A 25,991-nucleotide genomic window follows, 5' to 3' on the forward strand; every position below is an offset into this window, starting at 1 on the left:
CAATCCTTAGAGTCTTCAGGAACCGGAGGCCAGCGCGCGCTCGACGATCTCGCGCACATCGTTGGACAGATCGGGTTTGGCCGCGACGCGAGCGATGGCTTCGCGGGCGGCGCTGCGATAGGGCTCGGCCAGCGCGGTCCAGCGGTCCATGCCGCGCGCCAGGCGGCTGGCGACTTGCGGGTTGATCGCATCGAGTGCCAGTACCTGCTCAGCCCAAAACACATAGCCGGCCGCGTCGGCCCGGTGGAAAGCCGCCGGGTTGAACAGGCACAGCGAGAAGATCAGGCTGCGCGCACGGTTGGGGTTCTTCAGGCTGAAGTCGGGGTGCTGCAGCAACTGGCGCACCTTGGCGAAGGTGCGGCCGCCGTGCTCGGCGGCGCGGGCCTGGAGCGCAAACCACTTGTCGATCACCAGCGCGTCGTCCTTGAACAGCGCGTGGAACTTGGCCAGCGCCGGCTCTGCCAGCTCGGCATGGCCGTTGACCAGGGCGGCCAGCGCGCCCAGGCGGTCGGTCATATTGCCGGCGTCCTTGAAGCGCTGGTAGGCGCGGCCCAGCCAGACACCGGCATCGGGCCGGCTCTGCGCTTTCGCATCCAGCACCAGCATGGCCAGCGCCAGATTGGCCAACGCACGCTTGCCCGAGGACACCGGGTCGGGCTTGTAGCCGCCCTTGATCTGGTTGGCCTCAAAGACTGCGATCCAGTCCTCGCGCAGCGCGGCGGCGAGCTGGATCTGTGCGGCCTCGACAGCGGCATGGATGGCTTGCGGATCGACCACCTCCAGCTGCTCGGCGATGTAGGCTTCGCCCGGCAGGGTCAGGGCCAGCTCCTTGAAGGCGGCGTCCAGCTCGGCGTGGTTGAGCACCGCGCGCATCGCGGCGATGAAAGCTGCGTCCAGCTGCACGGGCTGGCCACTGCGCACCGCGCCGAGGATTCGGTTCAGTGCCAGGCGCTGGCCGGCCTCCCAGCGGTTGAAGGCATCGGCGTCATGGGTCAGCAGCACGAGCAGTTCGGCGTCGCTCAGGCCGTCGTCCAGCAGCACCGGGGCCGAGAAACCCCGCAGCAGCGAGGGCACCGGCGCCTGATCGACATTGACGAAGACGAAAGCCTGCTCGGCCTGATCGAGCACCAGCAGGCGCTCCACGCCTGCGGGCTGCGCCTCGTCCTGCAGTTGCAGCGCGAGGGAGCGACCCTCGTGCGAGAGCAGGCCCATCAGCACCGGAATCACCTGGGGCAGCTTCTCGTCCTGGCCGGGGCTGGGCGGGTTGCTTTGCTGCAGGCTCAGGGTGTAGGTCCGGGCGGCGGCGTCATAAACCCCGCGGGCGCGCACACGCGGCGTGCCGGACTGCGAGTACCAGCGCTTGAAGGCCTCCAGACGGGTCGTCAGCGCCGAGCCGGGGTTGGCGTCGGCGATCGCGGCGGCGAAGTCATCGCAGGTGACGGCCTGGCCGTCGTGGCGCTCGAAGTACAGGCTCATGCCCTTCTCGAAGCCGGCACGTCCAACCAGGGTCTGGTACATGCGGACGACCTCCGAGCCCTTCTCATAGACCGTCGCGGTGTAGAAATTGTTGATCTCTACATAGCTGTCCGGACGCACCGGGTGCGCCATCGCGCCGGAGTCCTCCGGGAACTGCATTGCGCGCAGGCCGCGCACATCCTGGATGCGGCAGACCGCCCGGGCGCTGGGCGTAGCGGCCATGTCCATCGAGAACTCCTGATCGCGGAACACGGTCAGGCCTTCTTTGAGCGAGAGCTGGAACCAGTCGCGGCAGGTGACGCGGTTGCCCGTCCAGTTGTGGAAATACTCATGGGCGACGATGGACTCGATACGGCCGAAATCGGCGTCCGTAGCCGTGGCCGGTGAGGCCAGCAGGGCGCTGGTATTGAAGATGTTCAGGCCCTTGTTCTCCATCGCGCCCATATTGAAGTCGGACACGCCAACCACCATGAAGCGCTCCAGGTCCAGCGGCAGCTTAAAGCGCGCTTCGTCCCAAACCATCGAAGCGATCAGCGAGTTCATCGCATGCTCAGTCTTCTCCAGATCGCCGCGGCGCACATAGACCTGCAACAGATGGTCCTTGCCGGCGCGGGTGCGCACGCGCTGTTCGCGGGCCACCAAGTCGCCCGCGACCAGCGCGAACAGATAGGAGGGCTTGGGGAAGGGGTCATGCCACTTGGCGAAGTGCTTGCCGCCGGCCAACTCACCGCTCTCCAGCAGATTGCCGTTGGACAGCAGCACCGGGTACTTGGTCTTGTCGGCGCGCAGCAGCACCGTGTAGACCGCCATCACATCCGGGCGGTCGAGGAAATAGCTGATGCGGCGAAAGCCCTCGGCTTCGCACTGGGTGAAGAAGCCGCCGCCCGAGGTGTAGAGCCCGCTCAGCGTGGTGTTCTTGTCCGGCGCGCAGCTGTTGCGGATCTCCAGCGCGAAGTCGGCGTCGGGCGCGTTGTCGATGATCAGCTCGCTGCCTTCTTGGCGGAAGGACACGCTCTCACCATTGATCAGCACACGCAGCAGGTTCAGCTCCTCGCCGTGTAGGCGCAGCGGGCCGTGCGGCACGGCGTGGTTGCGCTCCAGCTGCATCTTGCTGGTGACCAGGGTCTTGGCCGGGTCGAGATCGAAGGTCAGATCGACCGTGCGGATCCAGAAGGTCGGCGCCAGATAGTCTTCGCGGCGGATCAAGGTGGCAGAGCCTTCACGCATGGTGCTTGTTCTCAGTGTTGTTGTGTGGCCCGGCGCGCTGCGCCGGGTATCTCGTCTGTCTCAGACGCCTTGCTTCAGGCTCTCGGTGATGAACTGATCGAGATCGCCGTCCAGAACTTTCTGTGTGGCCGAGGTCTCGTAGTTGGTGCGCAGATCCTTGATGCGGCTCTGGTCCAGCACATAGCTGCGGATCTGGTGACCCCAGCCCACGTCGGTCTTGGTGTCCTCGAGCTTTTGCTGCTCTTCCATGCGCTTGCGCATCTCATGGTCGTACAGGCGCGAGCGCAGTCGCTTCCAGGCGACATCGCGGTTGCTGTGCTGGCTGCGACCGTCCTGACACTGCACGACGATGCCCGTCGGGATGTGGGTCAGGCGCACCGCCGAGTCGGTCTTGTTGATGTGCTGGCCGCCGGCGCCGGAGGCGCGGAAGGTGTCAGTGCGCACGTCAGCCGGGTTGATGTCGATCTCGATCGAGTCATCGACCTCCGGGTAGACGAACAGCGAGGCAAAGCTGGTGTGGCGGCCGCCCGAGCTGTCGAATGGGCTCTTGCGCACCAGGCGATGCACGCCGGTTTCGGTGCGCAGCAGGCCGAAGGCGTACTCGCCCTCGACTTTGATCGTGGCGCTCTTGATGCCGGCCACATCGCCGTCGGTCTGGTCTTCCAGGGTTGTCTTGAAACCCTTGCGCTCGGCGTACTTCAGGTACTGGCGCAAGAGCATGCCAGCCCAGTCGCAGGCTTCGGTGCCGCCGGCGCCGGCCTGGATGTCGATGAAGCAGTTCAGCGGATCGGCCGGGTTGTTGAACATGCGGCGGAATTCCAGCTGCTCGACGATTTCGGCCAGCTTCGCCGCGTCGGCCTCAATACCTTCAAGGCCGGCGAAATCGTCTTCGGCCTTGCTCATCTCGTAGAGCTCGAGGTTGTCGGCCAGATTGCTGCTCAGGTGGTCAATGGTCTGGACCACGTTTTCCAGCGTGCGCTTTTCCTTACCGAGTTCTTGGGCGCGCTTGGGCTCGTTCCAGACGCTGGGGTTCTCCAGTGCGGCGTTGACCTCGTTCAGCCGCAGTGCTTTGCGGTCGTAGTCAAAGATACCCCCTTAGCGCGTCAGTACGCGCTGTCAGGTCGGCTAGGCTGGCGCCGATGGTGTTGATGCGTTCGATGTCCATGGTATTCCGTGGTTGGGTTGCCGGCGCGGGAGCGCTCGCAAGCGCGCTATTTTTACATGGCCGACCCGGACGGGATTTCCCTGTGTGCCGAGGCCGCCGCCACGGCTTTGAGGGTTATCGATAGTGGGGCTGCCCCAGGGTGGGGCGCATTTGTCAGAAATCTGTAAGCGCTGCGGCCGCACAGTGCGGTCAGCGCCCGCGAGACCCACCATGCTTTTGCTGACATCATCCTTAAAGCTGATTGCCGAGATCGCCTTACTGGCCATGGCCGGTCAATGGCTGTTAGGCCTGCTTGCCGGCCAAAAGCGCGATGGCAACTTCTTCTACCGCCTGCTGCAGGTACTAACGCAGCCCTTTGTGAAGCTGACCCGGGCCATCAGCCCGCGCGTCGTACTGGACCGCCACATCCCGCTGGCCGCATTCCTGCTTGTGCTGAGCCTGTGGCTGGTTGTGACGCTCGTCAAGATCAATCTCTGCTTGCAGATCGGAGTGGCGCAATGTCAGTGAACACCCAGCAATCCGGCAAGACCTGGCCCTATCGCCTGCTGAAGCTGCGCGCCATCACCGCCCTGGTGTTCGGCCGCCGTGAGCAGGCCGAGCAGATCTTTGACGAGATGTTGCGGCGCTGGCCGCAGGACAGTTATGCGCTGGCCAGCCGTGCCCATCTGCGCTCGCAGCGCGGCGCGCGCGCGCAGGCGATTGCTGATCTGCAGGCCCTGGTGGCGCTGGCGCCGCAGCGCAGCGCCGGCGACTGGTTCAACCTCGCCTACCTGCTGGAGGCCGAGAGCCGGCTCGAAGAGGCCGAGGCCGCCTTCCGCCATGCCGTGGCGCTGGACGCGAAGCTGGACCGGGCCTGGTACGGCCTGGGCCTGTGCCTGATACGCATGCAACGCTTTGAGGAGGCGCTCGCTGCCCTCAAGCGCAACACCGAACTGCAACCCATGAGCCCATACGGCTGGTATCAGCTGGCCCGGGTGCATGTGGACCGTCAGGAGCCCGACGAGGCACGGCGCATCATCGCCCACCTCAAGGGTTTCGAGCCCAAGGTCGCCGCGCAACTGGAGCGCGAGACCGGCCTGCTCGCCTGACGGGCGTTCCCACGCAGGCTGCGCGCTGTTGGCGCAGGGGGACGCATCGGTGCCCGGACCGCCGTCAAGCGGGCCGGCCTTGCTTACAACGCGATGGAGACGACAGCGATGCAGTTATCCGAGAGACACCACCAGTACTGGCGAAAGAACCTGCGCATCACCGGGGTTCTGCTGGCGATCTGGTTCGTGGTGACCTTCGTCGTGGGCTTTTTTGCCCGCGAACTGGACTTCACCTTTTTTGGCTGGCCGTTCAGCTTCTGGGTCGCATCCCAGGGCGCGCTGATCGTCTACTGCCTGATCATCTGGTACTACGCGAACTACATGAATCGCCTGGACCAGGAACACGGCGTTGCCGAGGACGAATGACATGGCAGGCTCAACACCTTCAAGCGCAGGCGGCACCTTCAGTGCCAATTCCAACGCTGCTTTTAAGAAGCAGCTCAACAAGGTCTACACCTGGTACACGGGCGGCTTCATCGTCTTCATCATCGCGCTGGCGATCCTGGAGCAGATGGGCTTGCCGCGTCAGTACATCGGCTTCATCTTTCTGATCGCGACAGTGCTGCTGTATGCGGGCATCGGCTTCATGAGCCGCACCTCGGATGCCAGCGAGTACTACGTGGCCGGGCGGCGGGTGCCGGCGGTCTACAACGGCATGGCCACCGGCGCCGACTGGATGTCGGCCGCTTCCTTCATCGGCATGGCCGGTACGCTCTATCTGACCGGCTACGGCGGCCTGGCCTTCATCATGGGCTGGACCGGCGGCTACTGCCTGGTGGCGCTGTTCCTGGCACCCTATCTGCGCAAGTTCGGCCAGTTCACGATTCCCGACTTCCTGGGCGCGCGCTATGAAGGCAATCTGCCGCGCATCCTGGGTGTGGCGGCGGCGATCCTGTGCTCCTTCACTTATGTGGTGGCGCAGATCTACGGTGTGGGCCTGATCACCGCACGACTCTCGGGTCTGGCCTTCGAGATCGGGGTCTTTGTCGGTCTGGCCGGTATCCTGGTCTGCTCCTTCCTGGGCGGCATGCGCGCGGTCACCTGGACTCAGGTGGCCCAGTACATCATCCTGATCATTGCTTACATGATTCCGGTGGTGTGGCTGTCGGTCAAGCAGACCAATGTTCCGGTGCCGCAAGCCATCTACGGCTACCAGTTGCAGAAGGTGACCGAGGCTGAGAAGAAGCTCAAGTCCGACCCCAAAGAACAGGAGGTCATCGATATCTTCAAGGCCCGTGCTGCGGAGTTCGACGCCAAGCTCAAGGACGTGCCGGCAGCGCTGGCCGCGGACAAGGCTGCGGCCGAGGGCAAGCTGGCTGCGCTGAAGGCGGCCAATGCTCCGGCGACCGAGGTCGAGGCCGCGGAGAAGGCGCTGGCGGCCGTACCGACCAACGAGGCTGATGCCAAGAAGGCCTGGACGGCCGGCAAGACGGCCAATGAGGCAAGAGCCAAACCGCTGGCCGGCATGGTGCCCCATGCCCAGCAGTTTGCCGGCGATCCGAACGGCGACGAGAAGGCGAAGAAGACTTATGACGAGTCGCGTCGCAACTTCCTGGCCTTGGTGTTTTGCCTGATGGTGGGGACGGCCGCGCTGCCGCACATCCTGATGCGCTACTACACCACGCCTTCGGTCAAGGAAGCCCGTGAGTCGGTGACCTGGAGCCTGTTTTTCATCTTCTTGCTGTACTTCACCGCGCCGGCCCTGGCCGTGCTGGTCAAGTACGAGGTCTTCACCGTGCTGGTGGGCACGCCGTTCGATCAGTTGCCGGCCTGGATCAACAACTGGGCGAGGGTCGACCCGGCCCTGTTGGCGGTGGCCGATGTCAACAAGGACGGCATCTTCCAGCTCGGCGAGATGAGGATCGGTGGCGACATCATCGTGCTGGCCACGCCGGAGATCGGCGGTCTGCCCTATGTGATCTCGGGCATGGTGGCGGCCGGCGGTCTGGCGGCGGCGCTGTCCACCGCCGACGGCCTGCTGCTGACCATCGCCAACGCGCTGAGCCACGATGTCTACTACAAGATGATCGACCCGAACGCCTCGACCGCCCGCCGCGTCACCATCTCCAAGATGCTGCTGCTGGTGGTGGCGCTGGCTGCGGCTTATGTCGCGGCGCAGAAGCCGGCCGACATCCTGTTCTTGGTCTCCGCTGCGTTCTCGTTCGCGGCCGCTGCCTTCTTCCCGGCGCTGGTGCTGGGGGTGTTCTGGAAGCGCGCCAACAAATGGGGCGCGTCGCTGGGCATCGCCTCGGGTCTGGGCATCACCTTCTACTACATGGTGACGACCCAGCCTTGGTTGCGCGGCGTGTTCGGCGTGACCTCGCCGATCGAGCTGTGGTGGGGAATCCTGCCGATCTCGGCCGGCCTGTTCGGTGTGCCGCTGGGCTTTGCGGTGATCATCATCGTCAGCCTGCTCACACCGGCACCGAGCAAGGACACGCAGGAACTGGTCGAGCATGTGCGCTACCCCGACTTGCGTCTGGGCAAGGCCTGACGACTTTTCTGGTTAAGCCTTGATCTGAATCGGCCCCGCAGCTTGCTGCGGGGCTTTTTTTTGCGAATGATCACTCCATGACCGATCCACCTCACGTCACGCCGTCCGCCAGTCTGCTGGGCCATCTGCGCAGCGAGCTGAGCGTGCATGCCCCGTTTGCGCAGATGCAGGCCGCCCATGTGGAACGCTTCCTGGCCGCCGCCAGCCAGGCCTATTACGGTCCCGGCGAGGTGCTGCTGGCCCCTGAGCATGGGCCGGTCGAGCATCTGCTCTTCGTGCGCCAGGGGGCGGTGACGGCCCAGCGCGGCATCGCCGAGGCCACCGGCGGCTTTCATTTCGAACCGGGCGAGTTCTTCCCGGTCGGCGCGGTGATGGGTGCGCGCGCCGTCACCGCCACCTACACCTCGCAGGGCGACACCTTCTGCCTGCTGCTGCCGGCGGCCGAAGTGCATGGCCTGGCCCGGGTGAGCGCGCCTTTTGCCGATTTCCTGAACCGCCGCGTCGCGCAGTTTCTGGCGCTATCGCGTCGTGCGTTGCAGGTGGCCTACTCCTCGCAGACCTTGTCCGAGCAGTCGATGGAGACGCCGCTGGCCCAGCTTGCCCGCAAATCGCCCACCGGCGTGGCGCCCGAGACCCCGCTGGCGCAGGCCCTGCTGCTGATGCACCAGCAACACATCGGCTCGGTGCTGGTGCTGGACGGCGCCGGCGCCCCGCTGGGCATCCTGACCCGCCACGATGTGCTGGCGCGGATCACCTTGCCGCAGCTGCCCCTGGCCACGCCGATTGCCGCCGTGATGAGCGCGCCGGTGCTGTGCCTGCGCGGCGATGACACGGCCCAGGACGCGGCGCTGCTGATGTCGCGCCACGGCCTGCGCCATGTGCCGGTGCTCGACGAGGGTGGTGCAGTCGTAGGCATCGTCTCAGAGCGCGATCTGTTTGCGATGCAGCGTCTGTCGCTTAAGCAGGTGAGCACGGCGATTCGCAATGCCCAGGATGTGGACACGCTGCGCGTGGTGGCCCAGGACATCCGGCGCTTCGCCCGCAATCTGTTGGGCCAGGGCGTGGCCGCGCGGCAGCTGACCGAGCTGATCTCCCATCTCAACGATGTGCTGACCCAGCGCCTGCTGCAACTGCTGGCCCAAGCCCATGGGCTGGACATGGGTCGGGCCTGCTGGTTGGCCTTTGGCTCCGAGGGGCGCGGCGAGCAGACCATTGCAACCGACCAGGACAACGGCCTGATTTTCGAGAGCAGCGACCCGACCGCCGACCGGCCGCGCTGGCTGGCGTTTGCGCGGGCGGCCAACGAGGCTCTTGACGCCTGCGGCTATCCGCTGTGCAAGGGCCAGGTCATGGCCAGCAATCCAGCCTGCTGCCTGAGCCCGCAGGAGTGGCTGGAAGCCTTCAGTGCCTGGATGGAACACGGGGCGCCGGAGGATTTGCTCAAGGCCAGCATCTACTTCGACTTCCGGCCGGTCTGGGGCGAGCCCGGGCTGGCGCGGCCGCTGCGCGCCCTGGTCAGCGACCATGCGGCGCGCCTGCCGCGCTTCATGCGCCAGATGGCAGAGAACGCGCTGCGCAACCGCACGCCGCTGAATTGGCTGGGTGCTGTCGAGGCTCAGCAGGTCGGCGGCCGAGAGGGCGTGGACCTCAAGCTCAGCGGTACGGCCCTCTTTGTCGATGTGGCCCGGCTCTACGCGCTGGCCCATGGTGTGGCCGAGACCGGCACCCGGGCCCGGTTCGAGGCTCTGGGCCGGGTGCTGCAGGCGCCCGCGAACGAGCGGGAGGGCTGGATCGGCGCCTTCGAGTTCTTTCAGATGCTCAGACTGCGCGTGCAGATGGATGGCGATGCCGCCCACCCCAACTGGATCGCCCTGGACGAACTCAATGACATCGATCGCCGTGTGCTCAAGGAGAGCTACAAGGTGGCGCGTCGCTTGCAACAGCGCTTGGAACTGGACTACTTGCGATGAGCGGCTGGTGGCAGCGCCTGAAAGGCCGCGGCGGCGCCGACGCGCAGCAGCGCTGGGTGGTGCTCGATGTCGAGACCACCGGGCTGGACCTGGCGCGCGACCGACTGCTGGCGATCGCGGCCATCGCGGTGGAGCTCAGACCCGAGCCCCGCATCATGCTCGGAGACAGCTTTGAGATCTTGCTGCGCCAGGATGAGGTCCGGCCCGTGCCGGCCGACTACAAGGCCAATATCCTGCTGCACGGCATCGGCCTGGCGGCCCAGCGCAGCGGCGTCGAGCCGGCGACGGCGTTGCGGACCTTCGAGCAGTGGGTCGGCGCGGCGCCGCTGCTGGCCTTTCATGCGGCGTTTGACGAGGGCATGATCCAGCGCGAGATGGGTCGGCTGCTGGGCCACCGCCTGACCAACCGCTGGCTGGACCTGGAGCCAGTGGCCGCCGTGCTGCATGCCCAGGGGCGGCGGCGCTCGCTGGACGAGTGGATGGCGCATTTCGGCATTCACTGTGCGCAGCGCCATCAGGCCGCCGCCGATACCCTGGCCACGGCTGAGCTGCTGCTGCGGTTGTGGCCGGCTTTGCGCGAGCGGGGCGAGACCCGCTTCAGTGACCTGCGCCGCATCGCCGACCAGCGGCGCTGGCTGGCCGCCTGAACCGTGGACGTGGCGTGGGTGACGGGCGACGGGTGATAGGTGATGGGTGATGGGTGATGGGTGATGGGTGATGGGTGATGGGTGATGGGTGATGGGTGATGGGTGATGCCCGCCGACCCCGGCCTCACCCCTGTGGCAAACTCGCGCGCTTCGAGATTTAGCCTTGGCTTTCGCTGTTTTGGACAAGATCCTGCTTCAAATCGCCGCCGAACTGAAGGTTCGCCCGGCCCAGATCAACGCGGCTGTGGAGCTGCTCGATGGCGGCGCCACCGTGCCCTTCATCGCCCGCTACCGCAAGGAAGTCACCGACGGCCTGGACGACATCCAGCTGCGCGAGCTGGAGTCGCGCCTGGGCTATCTGCGCGAGCTGGAGGACCGCCGCGCCGCCGTGCTCAAGAGCATCGAAGAGCAGGGCAAGCTGACGCCGCAGCTTCAAGCGGCAATCCTGGCCGTGCCGACCAAGCAGGAGCTCGAAGACCTTTATCTGCCCTACAAGCAAAAGCGCCGCACCAAGGGCATGATCGCTCGCGAGGCCGGTCTGGAGCCGCTGGCCGACAAGTTGTTTGCGGACCCGACGCTGGATCCCCAGGCCGAGGCGTCGGCCTTCATCAATGCCGAGCTGGGCTTTGCCGACGCCTTTGCCGTGTTGGACGGCGTGCGCGACCTGCTCAGCGAGCGCTGGGCCGAGGACGCCGTGCTGATCGGCAAGCTGCGCGAATGGCTGTGGGCCGAGGGCTTGTTCAAGTCCAAGCTGATGGACGGCAAGGACGAGAACAACCCGGACGTCTCCAAGTTTCGCGACTATTTCGATTACGCCGAGCCCATTCGCACCGTGCCTTCGCACCGGGCGCTGGCGGTGTTTCGCGGCCGCACGCAGGAGTTCCTTGATGCCAAGCTGGTGCTGGACGAGGAAACTGTCGCCGGCCAACCTGGCTTGGCCGAGGGCCGCATTGCCCGACACCTGGGCTGGAGCCCGGCCGGCCGGGCCGGCGACACCCTGATCCGCAAGACCGTGGCCTGGACCTGGAAGGTCAAGCTCAGCATGAGCCTGGAACGCGATCTGTTCTCGCGCCTGCGTGAGGAGGCCGAGAAGGTGGCGATCAAGGTCTTCGCCGAGAACCTGCGCGACCTGCTGCTGGCCGCACCGGCCGGCAAGCGCGTTGTGATGGGGCTGGATCCGGGCATCCGCACCGGCGTCAAGGTGGCGGTGGTGTCGGATACCGGCCGCGTGCTGGACACCCACACCGTCTACCCGCATGAGCCGCGCAAGGATTGGGAGGGCTCGCTGCACACGCTGGGCCGCCTGGTGGCCACGCACGGCGTCAACCTGATCGCGATCGGCAACGGCACTGCCAGCCGAGAAACCGACAAGCTGGCGGCCGATCTGATCAAGCGCATTCAGCAACTGGCACCGGGCACCGTGATCGAGAAGGTGGTCGTCAGCGAAGCCGGCGCCTCGGTCTACTCGGCCTCCGAGTTCGCCTCCAAGGAGCTGCCCGACCTGGACGTGTCGCTGCGCGGGGCCGTGTCGATCGCGCGCCGCCTGCAGGACCCGCTGGCCGAGCTGGTCAAGATCGACCCGAAGAGCATCGGTGTGGGCCAGTACCAGCACGACGTCAACCAGAGCGAGCTGGCCAGGACGCTGGACGCCGTTGTCGAGGACTGCGTGAACTCGGTGGGCGTGGATCTAAATACGGCCTCGGCGCCGCTGCTGGCGCGGGTCTCTGGACTGTCGGGCGCGGTGGCCGCTTCCATCGTGCGCTGGCGCGATGCCAACGGCGCCTTCAAGGATCGCCAGCAACTGCTGGCCGTGACGGGACTGGGGCCCAAGACCTTCGAGCAGTCGGCCGGTTTCCTGCGCATCCGCGACGGCGAGAACCCGCTGGACCTGACCGGCGTGCACCCCGAGACCTACCCGGTCGTGCAGAAGATCATGGCGGCGGTGCAGCGCCCGGTGGGCGACATCATGGGCAAGAGCGATGTGATCCGGGCGCTGAAGCCGGAGGCCTTTGCCGACGACAAGTTCGGCGCGATCACGGTCAAAGACATCCTGACCGAGCTGGAAAAACCGGGCCGCGACCCGCGTCCTGACTTCAAGGTGGCGCGCTTTAACGACGGCGTCGAGGACATCAAGGACCTCACCGAGGGCATGGTGCTGGAGGGCACGGTATCCAATGTTGCGCAGTTCGGCGCCTTCATCGATCTGGGCGTGCACCAGGACGGTCTGGTCCATGTCAGCCAACTGGCCAACAAGTTCGTGACGGATGCGCGCGAGGTCGTCAAGACCGGCGACATCGTCAAGGTCAGGGTGCTGGAGGTCGATCTGGCCCGCAAACGCATCTCGCTGACGATGAAGCTCGACGCCGCGCCGGCCCCGCGTGGCGCCGCGAAGGCCGACAACAGCTACCGTCCGGCCGCACGCCACGAGCGACCGGCCACCGGTCGCGCACCGGCCCCAGCGCCCAGCGGCGGCAATGCGATGGCTGCGGCCTTCGCCAAACTGCAGACCAAGCGCTGAGCCCAGCAAGGCATGCCGGCCTCGCAGCTGCTTGCCTCAATCTCGCAGTTTGTCGCGCCGCGGTGGCCTGCGTCATCCCCTTCGGCTATTGTGCGCGGCTGATCCCGATCTTGGAGCCCCTCTTGACTCGACACCCTATCGCCGCCGCCAGTGTTGTCGTTTGTGCGCTTTGCGCGCAACCTCTGATGGCACAAGACATGCCGGGTGGCCCGCCCGAGCCGGCGGCATCACCAAGCAACCGCTTGGACCGGGTTGAGATCCAGTCGCGCCCGCAAAGCGATACCGATCTGCGCCGCCGTTCTCCGGTGGCCAAGCAGATCTACGGTCGCGAGGAGATCGACAAGTACGGCGACCAGAACGTGGCCGACGTGCTCAAGCGCCTGCCAGGTGTCAATATGCAGGATGGCTCGCCGCGTATGCGGGGCTTGGGTGCCGGTTACACGCTGATCCTGATCAACGGCGATCCGGCACCGCCCGGATTTGCGCTGGACCAGCTCAACCCGGCCCAGGTCGAGCGCATCGAAGTGACCAAGGGCCCGAGCGCTGACCAGAGTGCCCAGGCGGTGGCCGGCGCAATTAATATCATCCTCAAGGAGGCGCCGCGCGTCTCGCAGCGCGATCTGCGCATGGCCCTTGGCTATAGCGTGCAGCGCCCGGTGCCCTCGGCCACCTTCACCTTCGGCGAGCGCATCGGCCCGGTGTCGCTGGCCGTGCCGGTCTCGGCGTTTGAGTGGCGCGGTCGCAATGAGTTCGTCATTGAGCGCTTTGCGCCCGGCATCGACGAGGATCGCATGCCCTCGCGTGCTATCCAGCGCCAGCAGCAGGCCTTCTGGGGTCATGGCTTCAACACTGCACCGCGCCTGACCTGGAAGCTCAGCGACGAGCAGACCCTGAGCCTGCAAGGCTTCGCCCAGCGTGGCTACTGGAACAACCGCAATCGCTTCGACGACGAGGTCCTGCTGGGTTCACCCAGCCTGGACGATGACAGCCACAACAACGGCACCTGGCAGGTGCTGCGTGGTAACGCCAACTGGGTGAACCGCTTTGCCGACTCGCAGCGCATCGAGTTGAAGGCCGGTGTTCAGGACGCGCAGAACCGCTTCACCAACCGCAGCTTCCGCAATGACGCGATCTGGCGCTTCTCGCAAGGCGATAACCATGATCGCAGCTTCACGCAGTCCGGCAAGTACGCCCGGCTGCTGGGCGAGGAACACAGCCTGACGGTGGGCTGGGATCTTGAGTGGCGCAAGCGCGACGAGCAGCGCAGTGTCACCGAGAACGGCAAGCCGCAGCTGGCCGAGATTGAAGGGCTGCCATTCAATGCGCGCATCGAGCGCCAGGCCTTCTTCGTGCAGGACGAATGGGAGCTGTCGCCGCAGTGGTCCACCTATCTGGGTCTGCGCACCGAACGCATCGCCACCGTGAGCCGCGGCAGCGAAGTGGCCTCGCGCAACACCAGCCGCGTGACAACACCGCTATGGCATCTGAACTACAAGCTCGACCCCAAGGGCCGCGATCTGATACGCGCCAGCGTGACGCGCAGCTACAAGGCGCCGGATCTGAATGCGCTGTTGGCGCGGCCGACCATCAACGGGCTGTTTGCGCTGGTTGATGCTGCCGGGCAGCCTCAGCGCAACGAAGAGCAGTATCCGGACCGCATCGGCAACCCCTTGCTCAAACCCGAGCTGGCCACGGGCCTGGATCTGGCCTTCGAGAAGTATCTCGAAGGTGGAGGCCTGGTCAGCGTTGGCGTGTTCCACCGCCGGGTCAACAATCTGATCCGCAATGTCTCAACATTGGAGAACGTCAGCTGGTCCTCGCTGCCGCGCTGGGTCTCGCGCCCGGTCAACTTCTCCAAGGCCAAGACCAGTGGCTTGGAACTGGAGCTCAAGGGCCGAGCCGGTGAGCTGATGCCCGCGCTGTTCGAGCCCAGGCTGGCGCTCAATCTGCGTGCCGCGCTGAGCTTCTACAAGTCCGATGTGGAGGCCGTCCAGGGACCCAATAACCGTTTGGACAGCCAGCAGCCCTGGTCGGGTAATTTCGGTGTTGACTACCGGCTCAGCAGCCTTCCGCTGCTGACTGGGGTCAGCCTGGTTTACACGCCGGGCTATACGACGCAGCAGACGGTGTCGCAGAGCCTGGAGCAGTCGCGCACCCGCTCGCTGGATGTCTTTGCGCAATGGAGCTTCAGCCGCACGGCCTCGCTGCGCCTATCGGCCAACAATCTCGCGCCCTTTGACACCCGCTCGACCACGACGCTGGCCGGCACCGGTTACGGCAGCAGCACCGAGCGCAGTACCCGGACGTGGTTCGGCGCGGCGCTGGAACTCAAGCTCTGAGGACAGGCGCGATGCAGGCGCTGCAGATCTACGCCGGCCCGCGCGCGCGCCAGCGCCTGCGCGAGCGAGGTCTGCGGCCCGGCGATGTGCAGGTGATCCCGGCCGCCGCCGGCGGCCCCAAGGGGTTGATCCTCGGGCCGCTGGACCAGTACATCTTCGGTCCCTGGTTGGGTCAGAGTGCTCAAGAGTTGCATCTGCTGGGCGCTTCGATCGGCGCCTGGCGCATGGCCACAGCCTGCCTCGGGGAACCGCAGACCGAGTTTGAGCGCCTGACCGAGGCCTATGTGCAGCAGCGCTACGACAGCCTGCCGGGCCGACGACCCAGTGCCGCCAGCGTCAGCCGCGGTTTTGCCGCGACGCTCAAGGATTGCTTTGGTGGCCGCGAGGGTCAGGTCTTGAGCCATCCACGCTACCGCCTGCATGTTTTCACCTCGCGCGGCCGCCACATCCTGGGCCGTGAAGGCCGGCTGCGCACTCCGCTGGGCTATGCCGGCGCGTTTGCGGCGAACTTGCTGGCGCGCCGCGCGATGGGCGGTTGGCTGGACCGGGTGGTGTTTTCGGACCCGCGTGCGCCGTTGCCAATGCCGCTGCATGATTTTCGCAGCCATCAGGCGGCGCTCGACGAGCGCAATCTGCTGCAGGCCATCCTCGCCAGCTGCTCGATTCCGTTTTGGCTGCAGGCGGTGCAGGACATCCCCGGTGGCCCGCCCGGCGCGTACTGGGATGGCGGGATCACCGACTACCACCTGCATCTGAACTACGCGGCCATGGTCGGCGATGGCCTGGTGCTGTATCCGCATTTCCAGCGACAGGTGGTGCCGGGCTGGTTGGACAAGGGGCTCAAGCGCCGACATGGCGCCAGCGCCTTTCTCGACAATGTCGTGTTGCTTGCGCCGAACCCGGCCTGGGTGGCAGGCCTGCCGCGCGCCAAGCTGCCCGACCGCGATGACTTCAAACATTACGGCGACGATGTGCTCGGCCGCGCCAAGGTCTGGATGCGGGCCGTCTCGGAGAGCCAGCGCCTGCGCGACGACTTCGCGGCAGCCTGCGAGCGGGGCTCGATCGACGCGCTGGCCTTGTAATCAAAGGTAAGGCCGGGACAACCCGGGGCGTGGTGCCGCGTTGAACACGCATCCCGATTTCTGGAGCCTGTCATGTTGTCCACGCCGCGCGCAGCCATCGTCATCGCCTTGATCTTCACGCTGGGCCTCAGCGGCTGCGCCCACCAGCGAGGGCATGCGAGAGATCGCCATGAGGACCGCGGGTATGACAGTGGCTTTGCCGAGGCGCGCTACGGGCGCGTGCAGAGCATCGAGCCGATGCAGGCGCGCGGCGAGGGCAGCGGCGCAGGAGCGCTGGCGGGCGGCTTGATCGGTGGGCTGATCGGCAACCAGATGGGCAAGGGCAATGGACGGGCGGCTGCCACGGCGATCGGGGCGGTGGGCGGGGCCATGCTGGGCCATGAGATCGAGCGGCAGAACCAGGGTGAGCGGCGTATTCACCGCGTCACTGTGCGCCTGGAGCGGCGCGGGGAGCAGCAATTCGATCTGGAGCACTTGGATGGTCTGCGTGTGGGCGATCGGGTGCGGATTGACAACGGCCGGCTGCAACGCTTCTGAATTCATCGCCTACAATTCCGCCATCTCCAAACAACAAGGGCGAGAAAGGCACGATGGTTATGACACCGCGAACTACGACCCCATCTTCACAGGTTTAGTCGGCCGCGGCTCGTCACGTCTTTTCTTAGCACCTCTCAAAAGCGCGGCATCCGGCCGCGCTTTTTCGTTTTCGGGTCGCCCAAGACCCCAGGATTTACGGAGTTTCCACGATGATTTCGATTCAATTGCCCGACGGTTCCAAGCGTGAGTTCCCGCAGGCCGTCACGGTGGCTGAGGTGGCCGCCTCCATCGGTGCCGGCTTGGCCAAGGCCGCGCTGGCCGGCCGCGTCGGCGCCGGTGAGGCTGCCCGCGTCGTCGACACCAGCTATCTGATCGAGGCCGACGAACAGTTGGCCATCATCACGGACAAGGATGCCGACGGCCTGGAGGTCATCCGCCACTCGACCGCCCACCTGCTGGCCTATGCCGTCAAGGAGCTGTTCCCCGAGGCTCAGGTCACGATAGGCCCGGTGATCGAGAACGGCTTCTTCTACGATTTCTCGTACAAACGTCCGTTCACGCCTGAGGATCTGGTGGCCATCGAGGCCAAGATGAGTGAGTTGGCCAAGAAGGACGAAAAGGTCCAGCGCCGCGTACTGCCGCGTGACGAGGCCGTGGCCTATTTCAAGGGCATCGGCGAGGACTACAAGGCCGAGATCATCTCCAGCATCCCGGCCGGCGAGGATGTGTCGCTGTACCGCGAAGGCGCGTTCGAGGATCTGTGCCGCGGCCCTCATGTGCCGTCGACCGGCAAGCTCAAGCACTTCAAGCTGATGAAGGTGGCCGGCGCCTACTGGCGCGGCGATCATCGCAACGAGATGCTGCAGCGAATCTACGGCACGGCCTGGGCCAGCAAGGATGATCTGCAGAAGTACTTGGTGATGCTTGAGGAGGCCGAGAAGCGCGACCACCGCAAGCTCGGCAAGGAACTCGACTTGTTCCACATCGATGAGCATGCGCCGGGCGTCGTGTTCTGGCATCCCAAGGGCTGGACGGTGTGGCAGGAGGTGGAGCAGTACATGCGCCGCGTCTATCGCGACAACGGCTACCAGGAGGTCAAGGGCCCGCAGCTGCTGGACAAGACGCTGTGGGAGGCCACGGGCCACTGGGACAAGTACCGCGACAATATGTTCACGACCGAGTCGGAGAAGCGCGACTACGCGCTCAAGCCGATGAACTGTCCCGGCCACATCCTGATCTTCAAGCACGGCATCAAGAGCTACCGCGACCTTCCGCTGCGCTTCGGCGAGTTCGGCCAGTGCCACCGCAATGAGCCCACCGGTGGTCTGCACGGCATCATGCGCGTGCGCGGCTTCACGCAGGATGACGGTCACATCTTCTGCACCGAAGACCAGATCCTGCAGGAGTGCGTCAACTACACGGTGCTGCTGCAAAAGGTCTACAAGGACTTCGGCTTTACCGACATCATCTACAAGGTCGCAACGCGGCCCGAGGCCCGCATCGGCTCGGACGAGGTTTGGGACAAGGCCGAGTTCGCGCTAATGGAATCGCTGCGCGCTTCCGGCGTCGAGTTCGTCATCGCACCCGGCGACGGCGCCTTCTACGGCCCGAAGATCGAGTACACACTCAAGGACGCGCTGGGCCGTCAGTGGCAGTGCGGCACGATGCAGGTCGACTTCTCGATGCCGGGCCGCCTGGGCGCCGAATACGTGGACGAGCACGGCGAGCGTCGCGAGCCGGTCATGCTGCACCGGGCCATCGTCGGCAGCCTGGAGCGCTTCATCGGCATCTTGATCGAGCAGCATGCCGGCGCGTTGCCCGCCTGGCTGGCGCCGGAGCAGGTGGTGGTGGCCAATATCACCGATGCGCAGGCTGATTACGTCACCGAAATCGTGAAATCACTGCAAAAACAAGGAGTTAGGGTCAAGGCGGATTTGCGAAACGAGAAAATCACGTATAAAATCCGCGAGCATTCTTTGCAGAAGGTTCCGTTCATCCTCGTCGTAGGCGACAAGGAAAAGGCAAATGGAGCCGTTGCGGTGCGCGCCCGTGGCAATCAAGACCTGGGTGTGATGCCCCTGGAGAGCTTCCTGGAGAAGCTCTCGGGTGATATCACGCAGAAGGTCTAGCTCTGGGCGCGCTTTTGCTTGTGTTTGGGCCTCTATGCCTTGGAGGCCTGTTGAAAGGTATGCACCATCGCTACTTTTGCTGATCGTCGTGCGATTCCCGAGCGTAAGCATCGGCTGAACCGTGAAATCCTGGCTCCCGAAGTCCGCCTGAACGGCCCCGAGAACGAGCCCCTGGGTATCGTGAGCATCATGGAAGCCCTGCGCATGGCGGGCGAGCTGGATGTGGACTTGGTCGAAATTTCCGCGACGGCGACACCTCCGGTGTGCCGCCTGATGGACTACGGCAAGTTCAAGTACATCGAGCAGAAACGGGCGGCCGAGGCGAAGTCCAAGCAAAAGGTCATCGAGATCAAGGAAGTCAAGTTCCGCCCGGGTACGGACGAAGGCGACTACCAGATCAAGATGCGCAATCTGCGCCGCTTCATCGCCGAAGACGGTGACAAAGGCAAGGTGACCCTGCGCTACCGTGGTCGCGAGATCACGCACCAGGACATCGGCATGCGGCTGCTGGAGCGTATTCGCGACGAGCTGTCGGATGTGGCCGTGGTGGAGAACATGCCCAAGCTGGAAGGCCGGCAGATGATCATGGTGCTTGCACCGAAGAAGCGCTAACGCGCTTGAGCAGTTTCAGCCCGCCGATCTGGTCGTCGGCGGGCTTATTAGTCTCCAGAGGCTGAACAAGTGCAGCGAGGAATCGCTGACGCCCCTGGGACATCTTAAAAGGAGCAATAACATGCCCAAAATGAAGACCAAGAGCAGCGCGAAAAAGCGTTTTCGCGTTCGTCCGGGTGGCACCGTCAAGCGCGGTCAAGCGTTCAAGCGCCACATCCTGACCAAGAAGACCACGAAGAACAAGCGCCACCTGCGTGGCACGACGACCGTGCACGAAACCAACATGGGTCACATCGCTCAGATGCTGCCCTTTGCTGGTCTGTAATTCCACCATTTAACTAAAGGAGATTTAATATGCCTCGCGTTAAACGTGGTGTTACCGCTCGTGCCCGTCACAAGAAGGTCCTGGCTCTGGCCAAGGGCTTCCGTGGTCGCCGTAAGAATGTCTTCCGCATCGCCAAACAGGCGGTGATGAAGGCAGGTCAATACGCCTACCGTGACCGTCGCGCCAAGAAGCGTGTGTTCCGTGCGCTGTGGATTGCTCGTATCAACGCAGCAAGCCGTGGCCTGGGTCTGACCTACAGCAAGTTCGTGGCCGGCCTGAAGAAGGCCCAGATCGACATCGACCGCAAGGTTCTGGCCGACCTGGCCGTGAACGATCCGGCCGGTTTCGCTTCGATCTTCGCCAAGGTGAAGGCCGCTCTCGCTTAATTGCCGGGGCCGCAGCAATGCGGCCGTGGTGGCCCTGGCGCAAGCCGGGGCGCGACCTTTAGGGGCCGACACCCAGGTGTTCGGCCCTTTTTCATTTCTGATACGAACTCGCCCCGCGATGAACGATCTCGATCAACTGCTACAGAGCGCGCAGGCAGACTTTGCCGCCGCAGCCACGCCCGCCGACCTGGAGAACGCCAAGGCCAGATTCCTGGGCAAGTCCGGTCGCGTGACCGAGCTGATGAAGGGCCTGGCCGCACTGACCATCGACGAGAAGAAGACCCGCGGGGCCGAGATCAATGTTCTCAAGGTCGGCATCGAGGCCGCACTGAGCCAGCGCCGGCAGGCCCTGGCAGACGCCGAGCTCGAGATCCAGCTGAAAGCCGAGGCCCTGGATGTGAGCCTGCCTGGCCGCCAGCGCGGCACCGGCGGCCTGCACCCGATCACGCGGGCGATGGAGCGCATCGAGGCGATCTTCGGATCGATGGGTTTCGACGTGGCCGACGGGCCTGAGATCGAGAACGACTGGTTCAACTTCACTGCGCTGAACACGCCGGCCGATCATCCGGCCCGCTCGATGCACGACACCTTCTATGTCGAAGGCGGGCATGTCTTGCGCACGCACACCAGCCCGATGCAAATCCGCTATGCGGTCCAGCATGTCAAGCGCCACAAGGCCTTGATCGATGCGGGTCAGCCCATGCCGGAAATCCGAGTGATCGCGCCGGGCCGCACTTACCGAGTCGACAGCGATGCGACCCACTCGCCGATGTTCCATCAGGTCGAAGGCCTGTGGGTAGGCGAAAACATCTCGTTCAAGGACCTGAAGTCGGTCTATGTGAACTTTCTGCAGCAGTTCTTCGAGACGACGGACATGCAGATTCGTTTCCGCCCCAGCTACTTCCCCTTTACCGAGCCCAGCGCCGAGATCGACATGATGTTCGGCACCGGCCCGCTGAAGGGTCGCTGGCTCGAGGTATCGGGCTCGGGCCAGGTGCATCCGCAGGTGATCCGCAACATGGGCCTGGACCCGGAGCGCTACATCGGCTTTGCCTTCGGCTCAGGCATCGACCGGCTGGCGATGCTGCGTTATGGCGTCAACGATTTGCGCCTGTTCTTTGATGGCGATCTGCGCTTCTTGTCGCAATTCAAGTAAGCAGCCTCCGCCATCCAAGACGAGATCAAACATCATGCAATTCCCTGAATCCTGGCTGCGGTCATTCTGCAACCCCGCGCTGAACACCCAAGAACTGGCCGAGCTGCTGACGATGAGCGGCCTCGAGGTCGAAGAGTTGCGCCCGGTGGCGCCGCCTTTTCACGGTATCGTGGTTGCCGAGATCCTGACGGCCGAGCAGCACCCCAATGCCGACAAGCTGCGTGTCTGCGCGGTCAATGCCGGCGGCCCAGAGCCCTTGCAGATCGTCTGCGGCGCACCGAACGCGCGGGCCGGCATCAGGGTGCCGCTGGCCATGGTGGGCGCGGAACTGCCCCCGGGCGAAGATGGCAAGCCCTTCGGCATCAAAGTCGGCAAGCTGCGCGGCGTCGAGAGCTTTGGCATGCTGTGCTCGGCCCGCGAACTCAAGCTCAGCGAGGATCACGGCGGCCTGCTGGAGCTGGCCGCTGATGCGCCGATCGGCCAGAACATCCGTGATCATCTGAAGCTCGACGACACGCTGTTCACCTTGAAGCTGACGCCCAACCTGGCCCATGCACTGAGCGTTTACGGCATCGCCCGCGAGGTCTCCGCGCTGACCGGCGCGCCGCTGCTGGCGCCGGCGTTCACGCCCGCCGAGGTCAAGCACCAGGACAAGCTGCCGGTACGCATCGAGGCTTCCGATTTGTGCGGTCGTTTCTCGGGTCGCATCGTGCGTGGCGTCAACACCCAGGCGCGAACGCCTGCATGGATGGTTGACCGCCTCGCTCGCTGCGGCCAGCGCTCGGTCTCGCCCCTGGTCGATATCTCGAACTATGTGATGTTCGAGCTGGGTCGCCCCAGCCATATCTTCGACCTCGACAAGATCGACGGTGAGTTGGTCGTGCGCTGGGGACGCAAGGGCGAGCAGCTCAAGCTGCTCAACGGCAACACGATCGAAGTCGACGAGAGCGTCGGCGTGATCGCCAATCAGGGCGCAAACGGACAGGTCGTCGAGTCGCTGGCCGGCATCATGGGCGGCGACCATACGGCCGTCTCTAACGACACGAAGAACATCTATGTCGAGGCAGCGTTCTGGTGGCCCAAGGCGGTGATGGGTCGTTCGCGGCGCTACAACTTCTCGACCGATGCGGGCCATCGCTTCGAGCGCGGTGTGGATCCGGCGCAGACCGTCGAGCACATCGAGCGCATCACGCAGCTGATCATCGAGATTTGCGGCGGTGAGGCCGCGACGATGGATGACCAGATCACCGCGCTGCCTGAGCGCAAGCCGGTGACGCTGCGGGTGGCGCGCGCCGCCAAGGTGATCGGCATGCCGCTCACCCAGGCGCAGTGCGCCGGCGTGTTCAAGCGCCTGGGCCTCGAGTTCGTCGAAAGTGACGCTCATGGGGGCACGCTGACCGTGACGCCGCCGAGCTCGCGCTTTGACATCCAGATCGAGGAAGACCTGATCGAGGAAGTGATACGCGTGCTGGGCTATCCGAATCTGCCCGACACGCCACCGCTGGCGCCTGTGGTTGGCAAGGTGGCCTCGGAATCGCGCCGGTCCATTCATGCGCTGCGACACGCTTTGGCCGGCCGCGACTACTACGAAACCATCAACTTCAGTTTCGTTGAGGCACGCTGGGAGCAGGAACTGGCCGGCAATGACAGCCCGATCCAGTTGCTGAACCCGATCGCCGCACCGCTGGCCGTGATGCGCTCCAGCCTGATTGGCAGCTTGATCAATGCGCTGCGCTACAACCTGACCCGTAAGGCGCCGAGGGTGCGCCTGTTCGAGATCGGGCGGGTGTTCCTGCGCGATGCCACCGTGGTTGAGAGCGACACAACGATCGCCGGCGTTCGACAGCCGATGCGGGTGGGAGGGCTTGCCTTCGGCGCGGCCGATCAGCCGCAATGGAGCCAGCGCGACCGCAGCGTCGATTTCTTCGATGTGAAGGGCGATCTGGAGGCTTTGTTCGCGCCCCGCCAGCTGCGCTTTATCGCTGCCGACCATCCCGCGCTGCACCCGGGCCGCAGTGCGCGTGTCGAGCTGGATGGCGAGGACGTCGGCGTGATCGGCGAGCTGCATCCGAAGTGGCGCCAGGGCTATGAGCTGCCCAGCGCCCCCATCGTGTTCGAGCTGGCGCTTGACGCCGTGCTGGCGCGTCGCTTGCCGCAAGGCCAGGGCGTTGCGCGTCAACAGTCGGTGCAGCGCGATATCGCGGTCGTGGTCGGCGAGGGCGTCACGCATGAAGCACTGATGACGACGATTGCCGGTGCGCATGACGGATTGATCCGCTCGGCGCGGCTGTTCGACGTCTTCAAGCCGACCCAGGCCGGCGGCGATCTGAAGGAGGGTGAGCGCAGCATGGCCGTCCGTCTGGAGTTGCTGGACGACGAGTCCACCCTGACCGATGAGCGCATCGAGCAGGCCGTGGCCGCCGTGCTCGCGGCGCTGGCTCAGCATTTGGGCGCGCGTTTGCGCGGCTAAGCGAATAAAAGGCGGGGAGGGTTTTGATGAGCGACGACAACAAGAACGAGACCGGGCCGGCGCGCGTGCTGCTGCCCAGCCTGGAAACGCCGACTTTGACCAAGGCCGAGCTCGCCGAACTGCTGTTCGACAAGCTGGGCCTGAACAAGCGCGAGTCTAAGGACATGGTCGAAGCCTTCTTCGACATCATCCATGGCCAGCTGGTGCAGGGACGTGACGTCAAGCTGTCGGGCTTCGGCAACTTCAATATCCGTCGCAAGGCCTCGCGCCCCGGGCGCAATCCGCGTACCGGCGAGTCGATCCCGATCAAGGCTCGCAATGTCGTTACCTTCCACGCCAGTCACAAACTCAAGGGACTGGTGCAAGGTGATACACCCGGCGAGGATGACTTCGAGTAGAGTCTGACCTCCCGACCTGAAGCCCTTGATTTGAATGGAAAAAGTGCTTCCTTCGATACCTGCCAAACGCTATTTCACCATCGGTGAGGTCAGCGATTTGTGTGGCGTGAAGCCTTATGTGCTGCGTTATTGGGAGCAGGAGTTCACGCAACTCAAGCCCATGAAGCGGCGTGGCAACCGCCGCTACTACCAGCACCATGAGGTGCTGCTGATCCGCCGCATCCGTGACCTGCTCTATGACCAGGGCTTCACGATCTCGGGTGCCCGCAACCAGCTCGCCGACGCGCCGGGTCTGCGCCTTGACGCGCTGCAGGCCTTCCGAGAGGAGGCCGCCGAGGCCGAGCGACTCGAGGCTGAGGAGCTCGACACGACCCCCTCCTTCGACATCAGCGGCGACGAAAAACTCTCGCTCGAACAGGTACGTCAAGAATTGCTATCTATTCGCGAGACATTGCTTGCGTTCTAGTTTTAAATCCGCCTATAATCTGAGGCTCAGTCGGGGCGTAGCGCAGCCTGGTAGCGCACTTGCATGGGGTGCAAGGGGTCGTGAGTTCGAATCCCACCGTCCCGACCAAAACAATAAGAGAATCAACGGCTTAGCAGCTTCGGCAGCTAGGCCGTTTTCCTTGTGCGCTCAGCATGAGCGCACTCTTGCGGGTGCAAGTCCCGCCGTAAGTTGATCACAGCGAACGAAGCGAAGCGCAACTGCACGAGGGCGACCGAATGTGGGGAGGAAGCGTGGAGCGAAGCTGCGAGCCGATGAACAAGAACCGGATAGAAGGCACTGCCGAGCAGGGCGAGCGGGCAAGGAACCGCGAAGCTCTTGTGATCAAGGCAAAGCGGTGTAAATCCGGCGGCTGTGCAGCGAAGGAGTGCGTTCTTACCTGAGGAAGCCTCGCCTCATGCCTGAAAGGGCGACGGCCATGCCGCAGCGAGGTGGCAGCAGAGGTCGTAGTAGCTGGGTAGCGGGGCCGCCGAGGCTGCCAGCGAGAGGCGAAGGACCGAACGAGAGCAAGTGACCGAGGACATAGGAATGTCAAAGGCCATGCGTCAGATGCCGGAGTCATCCGGGCGGGCGGGAGAAAGGGGCGGTGAAGCCGCGCTCGAACCTGTCAGCGACGAAGCCTGCGACCCGTCCCCTGAACACCAGGGCACAGGGTCGGCAAAGCAGACGGCGGGGGCTGGCACCCTGCTGGAGGCGGCGCTGACGAGAGAGAACCTGCAAGCGGCCTGGAAGCGGGTCAAAGCCAACAAGGGGGCAGCAGGCGTGGACGGGCTTGACATCGAGCACACCCACCACTTGCTGCAAACGACGTGGCCGCGGATCCGCCAGGAGCTGCTGGCGGGGACGTACCGGCCCTCGCCGGTACGCAGGGTGATGATTCCGAAACCAGACGGAAGCCAGCGGGAGCTGGGCATCCCGACGGTGACGGACCGGCTGATCCAGCAGGCACTGCTGCAAGTGCTGCAACCGCAGATCGATCCCACCTTCAGCGAGCACAGCCACGGGTTCCGACCGGGGAGGAGTGCGCACGATGCGGTGAAAGCTGCGCGGGCGTACGTCCAGTCCGGCAAGCGCGTGGTGGTGGACGTGGACTTGGCGAAGTTCTTCGACCGGGTCAACCACGACATCCTCATGGACCGGCTCAAGAAGCGCATCCCGGACACAGCCGTCCTACGGCTGATCCGTGCGTATCTGAACGCCGGGATCATGGAAGGCGGGGTCAAGGTGGAGCGAGATCAGGGCACGCCGCAAGGCGGTCCCCTGAGCCCGCTGCTGGCCAACGTGCTGCTCGACGAGGTGGACAAGGCGCTGGAGGCGCGGGGCTACTGCTTCGCGCGCTACGCTGACGACGCCAATGTCTATGTGGGCAGCAGACGGGCTGGGGAGCGGGTGATGGCCTGGCTCAGGACGCTCTACGGCACGCTGAAACTTCAGATCAATGAAGCCAAAAGTGCCGTGTGCAGCGCC

The 25,991-nt window shown here is 64.7% G+C and carries 21 protein-coding genes and 1 tRNA gene; 20 read left to right on the top strand and 2 right to left on the bottom strand.

What is annotated here, in order from left to right:
* Positions 1–15: 15 nt before the first annotated feature.
* Both pepN and prfB read right to left on the bottom strand, forming a co-directional pair.
* On the bottom strand, positions 16–2,703 hold the full coding sequence (pepN, locus tag OOZ63_RS04875) for an aminopeptidase N (protein ID WP_266004252.1): 2,688 nt from the start codon (positions 2,701–2,703) through the stop codon (positions 16–18).
* Positions 2,704–2,763: 60 nt separating this feature from the next.
* A protein-coding gene (gene prfB, locus OOZ63_RS04880; RefSeq protein ID WP_266004254.1) for a peptide chain release factor 2 occupies positions 2,764–3,868 on the bottom strand; the annotation gives its coding sequence in 2 pieces (ribosomal slippage) (positions 2,764–3,786 and positions 3,788–3,868; 1,104 coding nt in all).
* Positions 3,869–4,078: 210 nt separating this feature from the next.
* Between prfB and OOZ63_RS04885 the strand changes: the two genes are divergently transcribed.
* The 20 genes from OOZ63_RS04885 to ltrA form a co-directional block, all read left to right on the top strand.
* Positions 4,079–4,375, top strand: coding sequence for a hypothetical protein (locus OOZ63_RS04885; protein ID WP_266004256.1), 297 nt, complete (start codon positions 4,079–4,081; stop codon positions 4,373–4,375).
* Positions 4,366–4,956 (top strand): tetratricopeptide repeat protein, encoded by a 591-nt coding sequence (locus OOZ63_RS04890; RefSeq protein ID WP_266004257.1) that lies wholly within the window; start codon positions 4,366–4,368, stop codon positions 4,954–4,956. The genes OOZ63_RS04885 and OOZ63_RS04890 overlap by 10 nt, the downstream gene beginning before the upstream one ends.
* A gap of 108 nt (positions 4,957–5,064) precedes the next feature.
* On the top strand, positions 5,065–5,322 hold the full coding sequence (locus OOZ63_RS04895) for a DUF4212 domain-containing protein (RefSeq protein WP_266004258.1): 258 nt from the start codon (positions 5,065–5,067) through the stop codon (positions 5,320–5,322).
* A 1-nt stretch (position 5,323) separates the two neighbouring features.
* Complete coding sequence (locus OOZ63_RS04900; RefSeq protein WP_266004259.1) at positions 5,324–7,450, top strand: sodium:solute symporter family protein; 2,127 nt, start codon at positions 5,324–5,326, stop codon at positions 7,448–7,450.
* Positions 7,451–7,527: 77 nt separating this feature from the next.
* A complete protein-coding gene (locus OOZ63_RS04905; RefSeq protein WP_266004260.1) occupies positions 7,528–9,420 on the top strand; it encodes a DUF294 nucleotidyltransferase-like domain-containing protein in 1,893 nt (630 codons plus the stop codon).
* Complete coding sequence (locus OOZ63_RS04910) at positions 9,417–10,067, top strand: PolC-type DNA polymerase III (protein WP_266004261.1); 651 nt, start codon at positions 9,417–9,419, stop codon at positions 10,065–10,067. The genes OOZ63_RS04905 and OOZ63_RS04910 overlap by 4 nt, the downstream gene beginning before the upstream one ends.
* A 178-nt stretch (positions 10,068–10,245) precedes the next feature.
* Positions 10,246–12,585: a Tex family protein gene (locus tag OOZ63_RS04915; protein ID WP_266004295.1), complete on the top strand. Its 2,340-nt coding sequence runs from the start codon at positions 10,246–10,248 to the stop codon at positions 12,583–12,585.
* Positions 12,586–12,770: 185 nt separating this feature from the next.
* Positions 12,771–14,924: a TonB-dependent receptor plug domain-containing protein gene (locus tag OOZ63_RS04920; protein WP_266004262.1), complete on the top strand. Its 2,154-nt coding sequence runs from the start codon at positions 12,771–12,773 to the stop codon at positions 14,922–14,924.
* Between the two features lie 11 nt (positions 14,925–14,935).
* Complete coding sequence (locus OOZ63_RS04925; RefSeq protein ID WP_266004264.1) at positions 14,936–16,006, top strand: patatin-like phospholipase family protein; 1,071 nt, start codon at positions 14,936–14,938, stop codon at positions 16,004–16,006.
* Between the two features lie 72 nt (positions 16,007–16,078).
* Positions 16,079–16,543, top strand: coding sequence for a glycine zipper 2TM domain-containing protein (locus OOZ63_RS04930; protein WP_266004265.1), 465 nt, complete (start codon positions 16,079–16,081; stop codon positions 16,541–16,543).
* Positions 16,544–16,752: 209 nt separating this feature from the next.
* The gene (gene thrS, locus OOZ63_RS04935) at positions 16,753–18,672 is read left to right on the top strand and encodes a threonine--tRNA ligase (protein WP_266004266.1); all 1,920 of its coding nucleotides are present in this window, start codon (positions 16,753–16,755) and stop codon (positions 18,670–18,672) included.
* Positions 18,673–18,738: 66 nt separating this feature from the next.
* Positions 18,739–19,284 carry a translation initiation factor IF-3 gene (gene infC, locus OOZ63_RS04940; protein WP_266004296.1) on the top strand — a complete coding sequence of 182 codons (546 nt, stop codon included), beginning with the start codon at positions 18,739–18,741 and terminating at the stop codon, positions 19,282–19,284.
* Between the two features lie 121 nt (positions 19,285–19,405).
* Positions 19,406–19,609 carry a 50S ribosomal protein L35 gene (rpmI, locus tag OOZ63_RS04945; RefSeq protein WP_137943977.1) on the top strand — a complete coding sequence of 68 codons (204 nt, stop codon included), beginning with the start codon at positions 19,406–19,408 and terminating at the stop codon, positions 19,607–19,609.
* A 29-nt stretch (positions 19,610–19,638) separates the two neighbouring features.
* Entirely contained in the window at positions 19,639–19,995 is a 357-nt protein-coding gene (gene rplT / locus OOZ63_RS04950; RefSeq protein ID WP_102766472.1) for a 50S ribosomal protein L20, read from the top strand.
* 118 nt (positions 19,996–20,113) lie between these two features.
* The gene (gene pheS / locus OOZ63_RS04955) at positions 20,114–21,151 is read left to right on the top strand and encodes a phenylalanine--tRNA ligase subunit alpha (protein ID WP_266004268.1); all 1,038 of its coding nucleotides are present in this window, start codon (positions 20,114–20,116) and stop codon (positions 21,149–21,151) included.
* Between the two features lie 34 nt (positions 21,152–21,185).
* Positions 21,186–23,621, top strand: coding sequence for a phenylalanine--tRNA ligase subunit beta (gene pheT, locus OOZ63_RS04960; protein ID WP_266004269.1), 2,436 nt, complete (start codon positions 21,186–21,188; stop codon positions 23,619–23,621).
* A 26-nt stretch (positions 23,622–23,647) separates the two neighbouring features.
* Complete coding sequence (locus OOZ63_RS04965; RefSeq protein WP_266004270.1) at positions 23,648–24,019, top strand: integration host factor subunit alpha; 372 nt, start codon at positions 23,648–23,650, stop codon at positions 24,017–24,019.
* A 34-nt stretch (positions 24,020–24,053) separates the two neighbouring features.
* The gene (locus OOZ63_RS04970) at positions 24,054–24,485 is read left to right on the top strand and encodes a MerR family transcriptional regulator (protein ID WP_266004272.1); all 432 of its coding nucleotides are present in this window, start codon (positions 24,054–24,056) and stop codon (positions 24,483–24,485) included.
* A 31-nt stretch (positions 24,486–24,516) separates the two neighbouring features.
* Positions 24,517–24,593 (top strand) — tRNA-Pro (locus tag OOZ63_RS04975).
* 453 nt (positions 24,594–25,046) lie between these two features.
* Positions 25,047–25,991: group II intron reverse transcriptase/maturase (gene ltrA / locus OOZ63_RS04980; protein WP_266004298.1), on the top strand; the 945-nt coding region annotated here is incomplete at its 3' end.

Origin of the sequence: Paucibacter sp. PLA-PC-4 (genome assembly GCF_026241155.1) — a bacterium.
In the GTDB taxonomy this organism is placed as follows: domain Bacteria; phylum Pseudomonadota; class Gammaproteobacteria; order Burkholderiales; family Burkholderiaceae_C; genus Roseateles_E.